The organism is Micromonospora sp. ATCC 39149, from assembly GCF_000158815.1.
In the GTDB taxonomy this organism is placed as follows: domain Bacteria; phylum Actinomycetota; class Actinomycetes; order Mycobacteriales; family Micromonosporaceae; genus Micromonospora.
The window spans coordinates 5964629-5981572 of record NZ_GG657738.1; the positions used below are offsets into that span (position 1 = coordinate 5964629).

Genomic DNA, 16944 nt, shown 5'->3' on the forward strand with positions numbered 1-16944 from the left:
ACGGTGCCGCCGGCTGGGCCCGCCCGTGATGGGGATTGACGAGATGACTCACTTCACCAAATACCAGGCCCTTGGTAACGACTATGTGGTGATCGACCCGAGGGACGTCGCCTTCGAGCCGACCGGACAGGACGCCCTACTGTTGTGCGACCGGAATTTCGGGATCGGCGCTGACGGGGTGCTCTACGGCCCGATCGGCCCGGTGCATGCGAGCCGACCAGTGCAGCTGCGGATCTTCAACTCTGACGGCAGCGAGTGCGAGAAGAGCGGCAACGGCATCCGGATATTCGCCCTGCACGTGGCCGCGCGGCACCTGCCCGGAGTACGGGAGTTCACCGTGCGCACCTTGTCCGGCGACTCGTCGGTGCGCATCGTCGACCAGCCGGCCGGCGTCGTCAGCGTCGGCATGGGCGAGCCGTGTTTCGAGGCCGCAGCGGTGCCGATGCTCGGCATCACCGGGCTCGCCGTCGAGCAACCGCTGCTCGTCGACGGCCGGCAGCTGACGGTGACCGCCCTCAACCTGGGCAACCCGCACGCCGTGGTGCTCACTGAGCACCCGACCCGCGAGCTTGCCTGCGCGCTCGGACCCTTGATCGCCGAGCACGAGCGCTTCCCGACGAGGACCAACGTTCAGTTCCTGCGGGTGCTGGACCGCCGGACGATCCAGATTGAGGTCTGGGAGCGCGGGGCCGGCTACACGCTGGCCTCGGGCAGCAGCGGCTGCGCGGCGACCGCGGTGGCGCACCGACTCGGCCAGGTCGACACCGGCGCCGAGATCACCGTGCGGATGGCCGGCGGGGAGATCGGCGTGACCGTGGCACCGGACGGCACGGTGACCATGACCGGCAGCGCCGAGCACGTGCTGAGCGGCACGCTGGCTGCCGCGCTAGTCGCCCGGCTCGGCAACCACGCCGGTCAAGACGCCGCGGTACCGCACTCTGAGCCCGCGGCGGTGCAGGCATGAGCGCCGGGATCAGCACCGAGTACCCGATGCGGCGGTGGGTGTTCGAGGACGCCGCCGGCCGGTACGACATCGACCTCGGCGACAGCAACGTGCAGTGCCGGCAACTGGCGTCGCTCGTCGTCCCGGCCGACATCGAGCTGAACTACGGCATGGACCGTGGAACTCAGCGGCTCCGCGAGCTGATCGCCGAGCAGTACGGCGACCGGGCCGACTCGGTTACGGTGACGCACGGGGCGCAGGAGGCGCTGTACCTCCTGTACAACGTGCTGCTGCGGCCGGGCGACCAGGTGATCACCTTCCGGCCGGGCTGGCCGCAGTCCTGGGCCGTGCCCGCCCTGCTGTCCGCCCAGGTGGACGTGCTCGACCTGAGCGACGATTTCACCATCGACATGGACGCGGTGCGGGCCGCAGCCCGCCCGAACCTGCGGTTGGTGGTGGTGAACACACCGTGTAACCCGACCGGGAGGCGTGCCGGGCAGCACGAGCTGGCCGCCCTCGCCGACCTGGTCGGCGGGACCGGCGGGTACCTGCTGCTGGACGAGGAGTACTCGCTGGACCTGGCCTCCTCGGCCGCGGTTGGCAACGACCGGGTGCTCTCGGTTTCCAGCCTGTCCAAGGTCTACGGCCTGCCCGGGCTGCGGGTGGGCTGGTTGTACGGGCCGCCTACCGTGGTCGCCGCGTGCGCCGACCGCAAGCACCTGACGTCCATCTCGAACTCGGTGCTTTGCGAGGCGCTGGCGTGCGAGGTGCTCGCCGATCGTCAGTTCTACGCCGCCGAGTACCACCGGCTGACCGGCGGCGGCCTACGGCTGCTGCGCGACTGGGTGGCGCGGCACCCCGGCAAGCTGCATCTCTTGCCGCCCGACGGGACTCCGTTCGCATGGTTGGAGCTGACCACGGGGGAGTCTGCCTTGTCGTTCTGCCGCCGAGTGCTCGACGCCGGTGTGCTGCTGATGCCGGCCGAGACGCTCGGCGGCCAGGGCGGTGTGCGGCTGTGCTTCGCCCGTGAGCAGCGAGAACTGGCCGAAGGGCTGCGTCGCATCGACGCCGTACTGCAATCGGTTCCGGTCGACCGGGATCCCCCAACCACGATGTCGCCGAACCACGGCCCGGGCCGAATGGAGTACGTGAGCAGATGAGAACCGCCAACGGAGCGCAGGCGCTCGACCGAGCCGTGGCCGCCGAGCCGACCCGGCTTCCGCTGTCCTTCGGACAGGAGCAGTTGTGGTTTCTTCGTCAGCTGAATCCCGATGAGATCGTCTACAACCTGGGATTCGCCTACCGGCTGCGCGGGGCGCTGGACGTCGGCGTGCTGCACGCCAGCCTCAGCCGGGTGGTGAACCGGCACGACATGCTGCGGTCCACGTTCGGCACCGAGGACGGCAGACCGTACCAGGTGATCGGCCCGTGCCGCGAGGTCGAGCTGATCGTGACCGACCTGAGCGACCTGCCCGCCGTTGAGCGCGAGCAGGCGCTCCAGGACGCACTGGACGCCGAGAGCCGCACCCCGTTCGACCTGACACAGCCGCTGTACCGCTTCAAGCTCTGGCGGCTGGGCGGCGACGAGCACGTGTTCTGGTTCGGCTGGCACCACATCGTGATCGACGGCTGGTCGTCGGGTTCGGTGATCGCCGAGCTGACGGCCACGTACCGGGCGCTACTCGCCGGATCGGAGCCGGCGCTGCCGCAGCCGGTGATGAGCTACGCCGAGCACATCGCGCAGCAGCGCGAGCGGCTCTCCGGCGAGGCGCTGGAGGAGGAGCTGCGGTACTGGGAGCAGTCGCTCGCCGGGCTGCCGGTGCTGGAGCTGCCGACCGACCGGCTGCGCCCCACGGTACCCAGCGGTCGCGGCGACATGCTCAGCGTGGACTGCGACCCGGAGCTGCTGGCCAGCCTGCGCGAGCTCGCCCAGCAGCACGGTGTGTCGCTGTTCATGGTGCTCACCGCCGCGGTGACCATCGTGCTGGCGCGCTACTCCGGCGAGGAGGACATCCCGCTCGGGGTACCGATGCTGGGCCGGGTCGACCCGGACCTGGAGGACGTGGTCGGCATGTTCATCAACATGGTGGTTCAGCGCACCAGCATGGCCGGCGACCCGACCTTCGCCGAGCTCTTGGAACGCATCGCCGACGCCAATCTCGATCTCTACGAACACCAGGAGATCCCGCTGGAGCTGGTAGTGCAGCGGGTACAGCCGATCCGCGACCCCAGCCGCAACCCGCTGTTCCAGGTGTCGGTGCAGGTTCTCGGCGACAGCATGTCCGGAGCGGGCTTCCAGCTACCCGGCATCGAGTCCGAGCAGGTGAAGCTCGGCTCGGTGCTGGCCATGTTCGACCTAGTGATCAACTTCTGGGAGTCGGCGGACAGCCTACGGCTGGACATCGGCTACGCCACCGACCTGTTCGACCGCTGGCGGATCGAAGGGCTGGCGGACCACATCCAGACCGTGCTCAGCGCGGTCGCTGCCGAGCCGTCCCTGCGGGTGTGGCAGGTGCCGATGCTGTCCGAGGCCGAGCGGTCCCGGATCCTGGCGGCCGGCCGCGGTGAGGTCGTCGAGTACCCCCACGACGCCGTGCACGTCACCGTCGCGGAGGTGGCTAGGGCCAAACCGGACACGGTGGCGCTGGTCTGCCGCAACGTCGAGATGACGTATGCCGAGTTGGACCGGCGGGCCGACCTGGTGGCCCGGCTGGTGCGCTCGCACGGCATCGAGCACGAGGACATCGTGGCCATCGCGATGGACCGCGACCTGGACGCACTGGTCGCCATGCTCGGCGTGCTCAAGGCCGGTGCGGCGTTCACCATGCTCGACCCGAGCCACCCGGCCAAGCGGCTGGATTACATGTTGCACGACACCGCCACCCGGCTGCTGCTCACCCGCACCAGGCACCTGCCGCAGCTCCCATCGGCCAGCGGCTGGGCCGTCGTGGCGCTGGACGCCGAGTGGGACTCTATCGAGGCCATCCCCGCCGGCCGGCCACTGGCCGAGTGGGCCACGGGCCGGTCGCTTGCCTACGTGCTCTACACCTCCGGCTCGACCGGCCAGCCCAAGGGCGTCATGGTTGATCACCGCGATCTCCAATGCTTCCTGCAGGCGTACCGGCGGACGTTCGACTTCGGCGCCGGTTCCCGGATGCTGCAGCTGCCCGCGCTGACCTTCGACATGTCCATCGGCGAAATCTTCACCGGCCTCACCGTGGGCGCGACGTTGGTACTGGTGTCGCCGGAGGAAGGGCTGTCGCCGGACGCACTGAGCCGGCTGATGCGCGACCAGCGGGTGACCTACGCCGGCCTGTCGCCGGCCATCCTGTCGGTGCTCGATCCCGACCCGTACCCCGACCTGCGCGGGGTGATGAGCGGTGCCGACGCGGTGCCCGCCGAGATGGTCAACAAGTGGAACCTGCCCGGCCGGATCTTCGTGGACCTCTACGGTCCGACCGAGGCCACGGTGGCCTGCACCGAGTACGTCTGCGAGCAGGTGGACTGGCGTACCCCGCCGCCGATCGGCCACCCGGAAGTGAACCGGCTGGTGTACGTCGTGGACCGGGCCGGCAACCTCACCCCGCCGGGCATCGCCGGTGAACTGCTGATCGGCGGCGACGACGGGCTGGCCCGCGGCTACCTCAACCAGCCTGAGCTGACCGCGGAGACGTTCATCCCCGACCCGTTCCGGCCGGCCGGCCGGGTGTACCGCAGCGGCGACCTGGTGCGCTGGCGGCCGGACCTGGAGCTGGAATTCCTCGGTCGCATCGATCACCAGGTGAAGCTGCGTGGGCTGCGCATCGAGCTCGGCGAGATCGAGTCGGCGCTGCAGCTGCACCCGCAGGTGCGGATGGCCGTGGTGCTGCTGCGGCCGGACTCGCGCGGCGAGAAGCAGTTGGTCGGCTACGTGACCGCCGAGTCCGAGCCGGCGCCGAGCATCGCCGAGCTCAAGCGGCACCTCGGCGAGCAGGTCCCGGAATACATGGTGCCCACGGCCTGGGTGGTGCTCGACGAGTTTCCGCTGACCACGGCCCGCAAGATCGACCGCAAGGCGCTACCGGCACCGGTGGAGCAGAACGAGCCGGCGGAGGCTGAGTTCGTACCGCCGCAGACCCCGACCGAGGCCGGCGTCTGCGAGATCTTCGCCGAGGTGCTGGCGCTGCCGCGAGTGGGCCCGCTGGACAACTTCTTCGAACTCGGCGGCAACTCGCTGCAGGCCATGCGAGCGGTCAGCCGGATCAACAAGAAGTTCGGAATCAAGATCAATGTCCGGATGCTCTACGGCAGGTCAGCGGTGAACGCGATCGCCGCCAAGATAGAGGAAATGATCGATGCCTGACTCGCTGCCGAACACGGTCGTAGCGATGCGGGAGACGGGTACGCGCACGCCGCTGTTCTGCGTGCACCCCGTTTCCGGCTCGGCGTACTCCTACCTCGGGCTGGCCGGGTTGCTGGGCGACGACCAGCCGGTGTACGGCTTCGAAGCGCCCGGCTACGACGACGATCGCCCGCCCGCCCGCACCCTGAGGGAGTTGTCCGAGTACTACGTGTCGCTGCTATGCACGCACTGGCCCGGCCGGCCGGTGACCTTGCTCGGCTGGTCGTTCGGCGGGGTGGTGGCCTACGACATGGCGCAGCAGCTGGTCGCGGCAGGGGTCGCCGTGCCGGCGCTCGTGCTGGTCGACGCCGATGTGCCGTATCGGGCGCCGCTGCCGCCGGAGAAGGCGATGCTGCTGAAGTTCCTGCACGATCTGACGGCGGTGGCACATACCTCGACCGACGCCGCGGCCTCGTCGACCCCCTTGGCCGGCGAGCTCGACGCGATAGTGGGGCCGCAACCCGCGGACGCCGACCCGGCGGCGGTCTTCGACGCGATCGAATGCGCGGCGATCCTGCCCGAGGAGGTGGACGCCGAGATGCTCCTGCAGCGCTACCGCATCTTCCGGGCGCACGTGGCCGCGCTGTTCGACTTCGAGGTGCGCACGCCGTATCACGGGCCGGTGACCCTTATCAGGGCCGCCAAGTCACCCGATGATCAGATGCGTTGGGATCGGGTGGCACCGGACCTGCGCAAGTACACCCTCGAGGGCGACCACCATTCCATCTGGACCGGGAACGGCCTGTCAACCATCGCCGGCATTGTCGCGGGCCTGCAGCGATGAGCTCCACGCGGTCTCGTGGCGTGCTGTGGCGCAACCCGGACTTTCTCAAGTTCTGGGCTGGCGAGACGCTGTCGCTTTACGGCACGCAGGTCACCACGCTGGCGCTGCCGCTGACCGCGATGCTGGTCTTCGATGCCGGTCCCGAGCAGGTCGGGTTCCTGCGATTCATGCAGCTGGCACCGTACCCGGCCTTCGCGCTGCTGTTCGGCGTGTGGGTGGACCGGGTGCGGCGGCGGCCGTTGATGCTCGGCGCCAATTCGGTGCGGGCGGTGCTCATCGGGCTGGTGCCGGTGCTGGCCGGGATGGACAGGCTCACGCAGCCGGTGCTGCTGGCGCTGGCGTTCGGCATCGGCGTGGCGTCGGTGCTGTTCGACGTCAGCTGGATGTCATACCTGCCGGGCCTGCTCCGCGACAAGAAGTACCTGGTGGAGGCCAACTCCAAGCTGTCGATCACCGCCAGTTCCGCAGATGCTGCCGGGCCCGGCCTGGCCGGCGTGCTGATCAGTGCGCTCACCGCGCCGGTGGCGATGGTTGTCGACGCGGCGAGCTATCTGGTCTCGGTGGTGTTGCTGGCCGCCATCCCCACCCGGGAGCCGGCGCCCTCATCGGCCGCGGTCCGGCGACATCTGCTGGCCGAACTGGCCGACGGCCTGCGGTGGGTGTTCGGTAACAGCTACCTGCGGTCGATCGCCTTCGTCGGCGCCTTCTGCAACTTCTTCACCATGGCTACGTCGACGATGTTCATCGTCTATGCGGTGCGCGATGGCGGCCTGTCCCCGGCGCAATTGGGCGTCGTCTTCTCGCTCGGCGCGGTCGGCGGGCTGCTCGGCTCCCTAGTGTCCGGCCGGCTGCTCGCCCACTACACGCCCGGCCGGGTCTACTTCTGGTCGCTGGCCGCGACGTTCATCGGCCCGGTGCTGATCCCACTGGCCGCCGGGCCACACTGGCTGGTTTTCGGTCTGTTCGTGGCTTCGTTCCTCATCGCCTACGGCGGGCTCGCGGTGTCCAACGTGCTGATCGTGAGCCTTCGGCAGACGGTGACGCCGCCGCACCTGATGGGCCGGATGAACGCGGCCATTCGCACCTTGCTGTTCGGCGGCGGCGCTCTCGGCGGCCCGGTGAGCGGCCTGCTGGCCGGCGCCGTCGGCCTGCGCCCCGCGTTGTGGACCATCGGCGCCGCCGCGGTGCTGATGCTGCTGCCGGTGCTGCTGTCCCCGGTCAGCCGACTGGCGGCGATGCCGGAAACCCGTTCCAAGGCACCACTCAATCCGATCGATCCGATCCCGAGCGTACGAGGGAGTAACACCGAAAATGGTTAAACGAGGACGGGTGCTCGCCGCAGCACTATCAGTGGTGTCCGGGCTGGCGATGGCAGGCCCGGCACCGGCCGGGGCGGCACCGGCCGGGGCGGCACCCACCACCGGGCCGGTGGCCTACACTGTGCTGCTCGCCGAAGATGGTCGGCATGATGCTGCACTGGCCGCCATCCGCGCAGCTCAGGGCACAGTGCTGCGTGAGAACCGCGCGCTCGGGCTGGTCGTGGCGGAGAGCTCGGCCGCCGATTTTGCCGAGCGCGTAGTGGTACCGGGGGTGCTCGGTGCGGCCCGCAGCCGGGCACTCAGCCGCAGCGGGGGCAGCGTCGGCCGCGACCTCGGCGTCGGCGCCACGGTCGCCGACGTGACCGGCTACAGCCCAGCCGGTCCGTCCCGAGCCGGTGCGGTCACGGCCGCGGTTGGCATGGACCCGCTGGACGCCAAGCTCTGGGGCCTGCGGATGGTGCGTGCCGACAAGGCCCGCGAGCGTCAGCCGGGCGACCACCGGGTACGGGTCGGTGTGATCGACTCCGGGATCGACGCCACCCACCGTGACCTGGCCACGAACGTCGACCTGGCCGCGTCGCGCAACTTCGTGGCCGACATCCCGAACGACGTGAACGGCGTGGTGATCGACGGGCCGTGCGAGTTCGCCGGCTGTGTGGACCCGCCCGGGCACGACGACTACGGCCACGGCACCCACGTCGCCGGAACGATCGCTGCCGCCGCCAACGGGTCCGGCACCTCCGGCGTGGCGCCCGGTGTCACGCTCGTGGACATCAGGGCCACCCAGGACAGCGGCTGGACTTTCCTGCAGCCTTTCCTCGACGCCCTGACCTACGGCGCGGACATCGGGCTCAACGTGATCAACCTGCCGTTCTACATCGACCCGTGGCTCTACAACTGCCCGGACAACCCCGCCGACACGCCCGCGCAACAGCTCGAACAGCGCATCACGATCGAGGCGGTAAACCGCGCGCTTGATTACGCGCACCGCAAGGGCGTCACCCTGATTTCGCCGATCGGCTTCGCCCACGACGACCTCGGGCACCCCAATCCGGACACGCTCAGCCCGACCTTCCCGGCCAACTCTGCCTACACCCGGCAGATCGACGGCGCCAGCTGTGCGGCCATGCCCATCGAAGGGCGCCACGTGATCGGCGTCAGCGGCCTCGGGCCGTCGGAGGGCAAAGCCGACTACTCCAACTACGGTCTCCCCGAGGTCGAGCTCGGCGGCCCCGGCGGCTTCCGCAAAGACGGGCTGGGCACCCCTTCATTCGATGCCAGGGAAAATCAGATCCTGTCGACGTACTCCCGCGCCGCAGCCACCGGCAAGGGCTGGCTGACTCCGGAGGGCGACATCACTCCGCTCGGCGATGCGCAGGGGATGCTCAAAGATTGCACCCAGGACGGCACCTGCTCGTTCTTCCGCTGGGCCGAGAGCACCAGCCGGGCCGCCCCACATGTCTCCGGCGCGGCCGCCCTGGTGATCAGCCAGTATGGCATCAAAAACCGGGGTGGTGGCCGGATCAGCATGAACCCGGCCAGCGTGCGGCACGTCCTGCTGACCAGCGCCCGCCGGCACCCTTGCCCGACACCGCGCCTGGTGTCCTACGCCGGCATCGGCCGTCCGCCAGCGTACGACGCCTACTGTGAAGGCACCGAGTGGCACAACGGCTTCTACGGCTACGGCATCGTCGACGCATATGCCGCAGTCACACGTCGGCACCCCTAACCTGAGTTCTAACCTGAGGCCGGGTGGTACCGACCCCGGCTGATCACAGGAACAGCCCTTGATCGATGATCTTCCTTTCTGGGGAAGAAAACCGAATCAAGGGCTGTCTGATGATCAGTGTGCCTGACGTGGATCGGGCTGGTGCTCTCGAGCGTCTGGTCGGGTTCCGGGCCGAGTTCCATCGCTGTCTGACCGCTCGCGGGGACGCGTTGTTCGAGCTGGTGGACGCGGTGTTGTGCGGGGACACAGCGGTGCGTTCACTGGCGGAGCTATCGCTGGCCGGGCAGCATCGCCGGGGTCACGGCTCGTTGTATGCCGGGCTGAACCGCGGCCGCATCGACGTCGACCGGCTGCGCACCGCGCTGTCCGTAGTGCCGGTGCCGCGAGCCGCGGACGGCAGGATCGTGCTTGCGGTGGACGTGACGTGCTGGCTGCGCCCGGAAGCACACACCAGCCCGCAGCGGGTGTTGTGTCACACCTACGGACGTACCAAGGACACCCACATCGGTGTCCCGGGCTGGCCCTACTCGAGTTCAACCCGGCCACTGTGGACGCCCTCGGTGAGCAGCAGCCCGAGCATGAACGCCGCGCCGATCAGGGCCGCCTGCACGGCCCGGCCGAGCTGACGGCTGATGTTGGGCCGGATGAACAGGCCTGCCACGGCCAGGCCGAGCAACGTGAACTGCCACACCGCCAGCCCGATGAGAGCGACCGCGAGCACAGCCATCGCCTTGGGATAGCGGCGCAGCCAGTACCAGCCTAGGAACGCCACCGCGATGAACACCACGTTCGCGGCCAGGCTGGTGAGGTAGGACCCGGCAGTGCCTGCCTGCAACTGCGGCACGCCCTGCGCGGTGGCGACGATCGCCGCGGCGTAGACCGACAGCAGCACCGTGATGGGGTCGTCGAACGACGACCAGGCGGCCAAGATCGACTTGGCCCGCGCCGACATGCGCGGATTGCCGACGATCGCCGCGACGGCAAGGGGGTCGATCTGCGCCACCGCGACACCGAGCACGAGGTACAACGGGTTCTGGAACGCCAGTGCCAGGCTCACGCCGATGAGCGCGGCCTTGGCAACCACGCCGATCGTCACCGCGGCGACGATGGTGCGCCAGTCCTTGCGGGCGTGGGGCAAATCGATGCCGAACGTGCTGCCGTACAGGCCGACAGCCAGCAGAATCGTGGTCAGCAGCAGGTAAGTCGGTGCGGACTCCAGCCCTGATGCCCCGGTCGCACAGGCGACCAGCAGGCCGAGGCCGGCCGGAATGATGAGCTTGCCCAACGCCAGCACCGGCGTGCCTCCACATCGCTTGACGACAGCCGATTATCACGTGGGTGACTGCGGCGCATGCGGACTCGCCCGCCGGCTGAAGGGCTTCTGCCGATTGTGCTGGTGCCAGGCCCGCCTCGACCGGCTCGCCCTGGCCGACGACGCCCGCAATGCGGTCGTCCTCGCGCCGTATCTGCCCGAGGTGCGCCACCATCAGCTGTTCCTCGCAGGCCTGGACCGGCGTTACGCACCGCCGCCGACCATGCCGCGCCGCTACGGCGCCAAGGGACGCGGGGGTGGCTGGCGGGGGGGACGCCCGCCCAAGGCGCCGCCACAGGTCGCCGGGGCGCCGGTGACCCGCTGGGTGCAGCCCGCCTTGTTCGATGCCGGGCATCTGCGAACCCAGCCGCCGCTCGTGGTCGAGATCCTCACCCTCATGGACGTCGTGGACGATGACCCTCCGGCCGCTCTGGAGGGCTGGCTGACCAGGAAACTCGACGGGTCGACGCGCGGCGGGTTTGCACGAGTCGTTCGACCAGGGCCTGTTCACGCTCGCACCGGTCGGAAGACGCCAGACAGCCGGATCAGGCGGGGCGGTCGCGGAACTCGAAGCGGTAGGGCCCGCTCGACCCGCCGGCGTAAAGATGGCGGCCGTCCGGGCTCCAGGCGCAGGCGATGAGGTTGCCGTCGACGCGGGTCATGGCGACGACCGGGCCGCGGTGGAAGTCCCAGATCCAGACGGCGCCGGAGGCGGAGCAACCGGCGACCCAGCGCCCGTCCGGGGTGACGGCCATCGCGCTGGGTTGGTCGGGGTGGCCGGTGAGTTCCTTGCCGATGCGCTTGTCGGCCACGCCCGTGGCGAAGACGCCTCCGAACCGGCCGGCTATGAGCAGCAAGTCTCCGTCGGGTGTCGTCGTGAACGCGCTCAGATGCCGGGCCCGGCTCCTGACCCGGGTCCGCTGCAGACCGGAGCGGGTGTCCCAGGTGCGTATCGTCCCGTTGTCGGCGGCCGTCGCCAGCCAGGAGCCGTCCGGTGCGAATTTGAGAGCGTGCAGCCGTCCGACGAGGGCGAAATGGCACTGCTCCAGGCCGGTGGACACCTTGTGGACGGTCACGACGTGGTCGTCGGCGATGGCGATCCAGGCGCCGTCGGGGGAGACGGCGACGGCACGGATCGAGGCGCGGTGGACGACGGGCGGGCGTCCGGGTGGGCGGGCGTAGTCCTCCCGGTGGCTGTGGAGACGGGCCCGGGGCTTGTCGGCACCGACATCCCACAGAAGCACGTCGGAGCCGTCGGCGATGGCGACCCAGTCACCGTTCGGTGCGGCGGCGACGGCAGGCGATTTCCGGCTGATGGCGGCGGTCTCCCCGCCGGTCCGCGGGTCCAGGAAGCGGACGCCGTAGTCGGATCGGGCGATGACGAGGCAGGTGCCGTTCGCCGCGAGCGCCATCGCGGCCACCGGGGTGCCGGACGAGGTGGGGACGCGATCCGTGCGGGTGCGGTTGTCCCAGACGCGGATCGTCGCGTCCTCGCTCCCGGAGACGAGCCAGCTGCCGTCGGGCGCCAGGGCCACCACACGGACGTTGCGGAGGTGTCCGTGCAGGACGGTGCCCCGCCGGACGTCGGCGAGATTCCAGACGCGGATGGTGCGGTCGTGGCCCGCGGTGGCGATCCAGGCGCCGTCGCCCGAGACCGCGATCTGATCGATCCAGCCCTCGTGCCGCGGCCCCGTGGCCCGGACCCGTCCCGTCGCGGTGTCGCGGATGTGCACGGTTCCGTCTATGTCGCCGGTGGCGAGCCCGCTGCCGTCCGGCGTGATCGCCACCGTGGTGATGAACTGGCTCGGGGTGGGGATCCCGAGGATCCGACGGCCGGTGGCCGCGTCCCAGAGTTGTACGGCGTAGCCGGAGCCGAACGTGGCGATGCGCGTGCTGTCGGGCGAGACGGCCAGATGGCGGATGGAGAAGAGGTTGCCGAGGCTGGACCGCTGCCGTCCGGTCGTGGTGTCCCAGATGCGCACGAACCGGTGGAAGGTGAGCGTGGCGAGCCAGGAGTTGTCCGGGGCGATCGCCACCTCGTTCAGCCGCCATAGTCGCCGACCGATCCGGGCGAGCTGCCGGCCGGTGAGGGTGCTGCGAAGGGTCACGGTGCCGAAGAGGCTGCGGGCGACGAACGTCGCGCCGTCCGGTGCGAGGGCCTGCACGGTCCCACCGCCGTCCACCTTCGTGCGCAGGCGACCGGTGGCGGCGTCCCAGGTCAGCACGGAGATGTGGTCGGCGGCGACCACGGTGTCGCCGTCCGGGGTCACCGCCAGAGCGCTGGCGAAGTGGTCGTGACCGGCGAGCGTGCGCAGCAGCCGCGAGCTGGGCAGGTCGGGAAGCGGCCAGGTGCTGACCAGCCGGGGCGTCGTACGGGCGGCGATGATCCGCTTGGCCGGGCCGCCCCAGTCCCGGTCGTTGGCGACGCGGTCGAGGAGGATGTCGGCGCATGCGTGGGCCGGCTGGGCCGGCCCCAGAAGGTGGTCGGCCTGCGCGAGCAGATGCTTGAGCCGGGTGGCGCGCGGGCTGTCGAAGGGCGCCAGGTCCGCCGCCGGGGCTGCCGGTCCGGCGTCCTCGAGCCGGGTGAGGATCCAGCGCAGGTCCAGGGCGAGCGCCTCGGCCTCGTCCCGGCGGCCGGCCGCCAGTAGATGTTCGATCAGATGGTCCCGCAGGTATCGCTCGGTGTCCGGCAGCTCCCACCACGGCCCGGTGTGGACGGCGTCCAACAGCCGGCGATGCAGCCGGGCAGCGTGGGTGAGCGTCTTGGCCAGGTAGTCCCGGATCACGTCGTGCAGGCTGATCCGGCCGCCGTCCGCCGGGGACAGCGTCACCAGCGCCAGGTCGGCCAGGCGCGCGCACCAGGCCGCGGTGTCGATCTCGGAAGCCTCCCAGAGCGCCGCCACCAGCCGCACCGGCACGGACTCGTCCTCCGCGAAGATCGCCAGCTGGGCGAACCGCCGGTGCTCGCCCTCGCTCAGCAGGCCGGTACTCGCCTCGATGGTGGCCCGGACCGCCTTCTCCCGCTGTTCCGGGTCGTTGACGTCCAGCGTCTGCGAGGACGCCCCGCTCAGCTCGTCGACCTCCAGCGCGCCGTCCCGTCGCAGCCGGGCCAGCAGGTCCTGCGCCACTGCCGCCAGGTCGGGCCGGGACCGGGCCTGATCGAGCAGGATCTTGTTGACCAGGCGGAGCAGGAGCGGCCAGTTGCCGGTCTCCACGAGGAAGCGGTCGATCACGGGGTTCGGCAGCGGGCCGGGCAGGTCGGCGGTGAGCACGCGCCGGGCCTGCTCCGGTGACATCTGGTCGACCTTGACCGGCACGCCGTGCTCGACCAGGGACGGGTTGCGGGTGGTGACCAGCCGGGCGCACCGTCCGGCGACCGGGAAGGTGGCGAGCTGGTCGGGAAACCACACGTCGTCGAGGACGATCAGGCGGCGGGGGCCGTCGGCGAGCACCGAGGCCAGATGGTCGGCGGCCTGTCGTACGTCGGTGAACGGCTGCGCCCGCGCCGGATCGATCTGCCGGACCAGGTCGTTGACCTTCTCGACCAGCGCGCCGCGGCGGACGTCGCGGCCCAGGGTGACCCAGTGGATGCGCCGGCCGAAGCGGCGTAGCACCCGGGGGTGGGCGCGGACCAGGCGGGCGACAGTGGTCTTGCCGAAGCCGCCGGCCCCGTGGACGGCGGTGGTGATCCCCACCGTGGTGGCGCCGGGCTGGAAACGGAGCGCGCGCACGATGCCGGCCATTTCGCGGGGGCGGTCGACGACCCAGGGCTCCGGGCGCTGGGTGGCGGGGACCGACGTGACCAGGCTCTGCTCGTACCCCTGCTGGGCCCACCAGACCAGCACCCCGGCCACCGCGACCGCCGTCGCCGAGGCCGCCAGCCAGCGCAGCGGATGATCTTCCATGGTGGGGAACCAGGCGGCGTCGCCGCCGGTGGCGACGTTGAGCGCCACCCCGGACACGGCCGTGGCGATCGCCGCGAGGAAGGTCGCGGCGACCACCGTGATCGCCCATCGACGGCGCATGATCCCATCAAACTAGTCAGTGGAGCCCGGATGCCACCCCTGCCTGGCCTGTTCCGGGCGGTCGGCGGAACTCGAAGCGGTAGAGCCGATGGGACCCACCCGCGTAGAGACGCCGACCCCGGTACGCCCACTCGCCGACGCCGATCGCCGTGGCCAGCCAGTCCGGTGCGGCCACCGACAGTGTTTCCAGGCAGGCACGCTGCCCTTCGGGAACGCCGCGCGGGCCACCATCACCGTCTGATCAGGAATTTGGACCCGCAACCGCGGCTGCATCGACACCCGCACACCCCATCCCGCAGCCGCCGACGGAGAGAACACGACCGCGAACAGTGATCATCACCCCGCAACCGGCCAGGACGAACGATCCCGACGGCGCGTCAGGAATTCGGCAGCTCGGTCAGCAACCCGACGGTGATCTGCGGCTCCAGACGGCGTTCTTTCGAGAAGCCGGGCTCACGGAACCCGTCACCCTCGTCGGCTTCGAAGTACAACGTGGTGACGTCGTAGAGCAGCAACGTCGCCGGGCCCGAGCGCACGTGGGCGGCGCAGGCGCGTGCCGGCGGGGCACGCCACGGACCGCCAGCCGGATCAACCGCCGGCTCAGCGTCGTCGGCGGCCCTACCTCCTGTGGCGTACACCCGTAGCCGCCGTTTGACCGGTCGCGTACGACGGCGCCCACGCCCCGGCCTCGTCCAACACCCGCAGCGAGTCGCGCTCGCTGGCCGGCTCGATGATCCTGGCCAGCACCAACGCCTTGAACACCTCGTCGGACTCGGCAGCCGCGGCGCACCCCAGAACCTGATACCCGTGACCCAACGCGTTTAGCAGATGCCCGGCCCGCGTGGACGTGATCGGCAGCGGAGCACCTCCGCCTGCCGGACCGTCCGGCAGCCGCAGGTCCAACTCGGCCTGCCCCGCGGCCAGCCGCTGCCGCGCACCGCCTTGAGTAACTCCAAGTCCGCATCGGTGTGCGCAGACCCGATGTGCTCGATCCCGCGATCCCCGGCACTGCGAGTGCACGATCTGCACCGCCCGCGCCCCGGAAGCCGTCCTCACCGTCCTCACCGTCCGCACGTACGCCACGAAGCTGAGGCATCTGCGGGGGCGGTCAGGGCTGGGTTGGGCGGTAGGTGAGGACGACGACGCCGGAGCTGAACGTGGTGCTGTCGATGAGTTCGACGGCGGCCTTGCTCTCGGGCCGGAACAGGGGCTCGCCGCCGCCTTTGATGACGGGGTAGATCCAGATTCGGTACTCGTCGAGGAGGCCGTGTGCGGCTAGGTCGTCGGTGAGCCGGCCGTTGCCCCAGACGAGAATGTTCTTGCCCGGCTCATTCTTAAGCGCGGTGACTGTCTCGATCAGCTTGTCGCCCGGAATGATGTGGGAGTTGTCCCAAGCGGGCGTGTCCAGGGTGGCGGAGACGGCGTACTTGGCGATGCTGTTGACGTGGTCGGCGTAGGGGTTGCCGCCCATGTTCGGCCAAGCCTGTGCCATGCCTTCGTAGGTGACCCGGCCGAGCAGCAGCGCGTCGCAGCCAAGGGTGAGTTCGAGCGCGTAGGCCATGGCGTCTTCGCTGTTGTGCTGCATGGACCACAGGTGCGGGTTGTCGATGAAGCCGTCGAGGGTGGTGTACGTCGAGGCGATGATCTTGCGCATGATCGGTGGTTCCTTTCGCGTGTCGTGTGGCGATCGACTTGCCACAGACCATATAGTCAAGAATCGTGACAGTCAAGAATCGCGACGAAACTGGGGATGGTATGGGTGACGAGCTGGTCGAGCCCGATGTGGGCATGTTGACGGGCCAGTACATGCGTGCCGTGCAGGAGGAGCTGTTCGAGACCCTGGCCGAGCGGGGGCACCCCGATGTCCGGCCGCGGCATGGGTCGGTGCTGGCGTTCCTCGACCGTGCCGGGACCCGGCCGACGGATCTGGCCCAGCGCTCCGGTCAGCACAAGCAGATCGTCGGCACGATCGTCGACGAGCTCGTGCAGCTCGGCTACGTCTCGCGTGAGCCCGATCCGCGCGATCGGCGGGCCAAGTTGGTCGTGCCGACCGCGTCCGGGCTCGACGAGATCGCGAAGGCGCGTGCCATTCTCGCCGCCATCGAGCGCCGCCACGCACAGGCGCTCGGCGTCGAGGCATACGCCACCTTCAAGCGGGCTCTCCAGGAGGTGGCCGGCCTGCAGCGCCGGTGGCGCCAGACCCGCGACGCCGGCGGGTAGCTCGTTGTGGGCAGACCACGTGAGCTCTCGTGTGGCACCGCACCAGTGGGTTCGACCGCTCGCTGAACGTGGAGTCCGTCGCGCGCTGACCATTCCGCGATCGGTATGGCGACGGCCTCAACCCTCAGCCAGCCGTGCACGTCTGGTACCCCACGAGGTTCGGCGGTGACCCGGTGGCCCGGGCTCGAAAAGGGGCCGTCAGGGTCGGTCTCGTACGATCTTTCGTGGTGT

At 69.9% G+C, this 16944-nt stretch carries 10 protein-coding genes and 2 pseudogenes; 8 read left to right on the forward strand and 4 right to left on the reverse strand.

The window, feature by feature from the left end; genetic code table 11:
- Window positions 1-43: 43 nt before the first annotated feature.
- The 7 genes and pseudogenes from dapF to MCAG_RS31370 all read left to right on the forward strand — a co-directional run.
- Window positions 44-964 (forward strand): diaminopimelate epimerase, encoded by a 921-nt coding sequence (gene dapF / locus MCAG_RS26160; RefSeq protein ID WP_007075958.1) that lies wholly within the window; start codon window positions 44-46, stop codon window positions 962-964.
- Complete coding sequence (locus tag MCAG_RS26165) at window positions 961-2103, forward strand: pyridoxal phosphate-dependent aminotransferase (protein ID WP_157548235.1); 1143 nt, start codon at window positions 961-963, stop codon at window positions 2101-2103. Before dapF ends, MCAG_RS26165 begins: the two co-directional genes overlap by 4 nt.
- Complete coding sequence (locus tag MCAG_RS26170; RefSeq protein WP_007075960.1) at window positions 2100-5285, forward strand: non-ribosomal peptide synthetase; 3186 nt, start codon at window positions 2100-2102, stop codon at window positions 5283-5285. Before MCAG_RS26165 ends, MCAG_RS26170 begins: the two co-directional genes overlap by 4 nt.
- On the forward strand, window positions 5278-6108 hold the full coding sequence (locus tag MCAG_RS26175) for an alpha/beta fold hydrolase (protein ID WP_007075961.1): 831 nt from the start codon (window positions 5278-5280) through the stop codon (window positions 6106-6108). Before MCAG_RS26170 ends, MCAG_RS26175 begins: the two co-directional genes overlap by 8 nt.
- A 20-nt stretch (window positions 6109-6128) precedes the next feature.
- Window positions 6129-7427, forward strand: coding sequence for an MFS transporter (locus MCAG_RS26180; protein ID WP_007075962.1), 1299 nt, complete (start codon window positions 6129-6131; stop codon window positions 7425-7427).
- Between the two features lie 10 nt (window positions 7428-7437).
- A complete protein-coding gene (locus MCAG_RS26185; protein ID WP_007075963.1) occupies window positions 7438-9156 on the forward strand; it encodes a S8 family serine peptidase in 1719 nt (572 codons plus the stop codon).
- Window positions 9157-9266: 110 nt separating this feature from the next.
- Window positions 9267-9758: pseudogene (locus MCAG_RS31370) on the forward strand (transposase); the annotation flags it as partial.
- Here the strand turns inward: MCAG_RS31370 and MCAG_RS32915 are convergent.
- The 4 genes and pseudogenes from MCAG_RS32915 to MCAG_RS26205 form a co-directional block, all read right to left on the reverse strand.
- A complete protein-coding gene (locus MCAG_RS32915; RefSeq protein WP_007075965.1) occupies window positions 9680-10450 on the reverse strand; it encodes a hypothetical protein in 771 nt (256 codons plus the stop codon). The pseudogene MCAG_RS31370 and the gene MCAG_RS32915 overlap by 79 nt on opposite strands.
- A gap of 563 nt (window positions 10451-11013) precedes the next feature.
- Window positions 11014-14493, reverse strand: coding sequence for an NB-ARC domain-containing protein (locus MCAG_RS26195; RefSeq protein WP_007075966.1), 3480 nt, complete (start codon window positions 14491-14493; stop codon window positions 11014-11016).
- 392 nt (window positions 14494-14885) lie between these two features.
- Window positions 14886-15522, reverse strand: a pseudogene (locus MCAG_RS35250) (IS1634 family transposase); the annotation flags it as partial.
- A 79-nt stretch (window positions 15523-15601) separates the two neighbouring features.
- A complete protein-coding gene (locus MCAG_RS26205) occupies window positions 15602-16147 on the reverse strand; it encodes a dihydrofolate reductase family protein (RefSeq protein ID WP_036375327.1) in 546 nt (181 codons plus the stop codon).
- Window positions 16148-16212: 65 nt separating this feature from the next.
- Here MCAG_RS26205 and MCAG_RS26210 point away from each other — a divergent pair, with 65 nt between their 5' ends.
- The gene (locus tag MCAG_RS26210) at window positions 16213-16713 is read left to right on the forward strand and encodes a MarR family winged helix-turn-helix transcriptional regulator (RefSeq protein ID WP_232290284.1); all 501 of its coding nucleotides are present in this window, start codon (window positions 16213-16215) and stop codon (window positions 16711-16713) included.
- Window positions 16714-16944 lie beyond the last annotated feature (231 nt).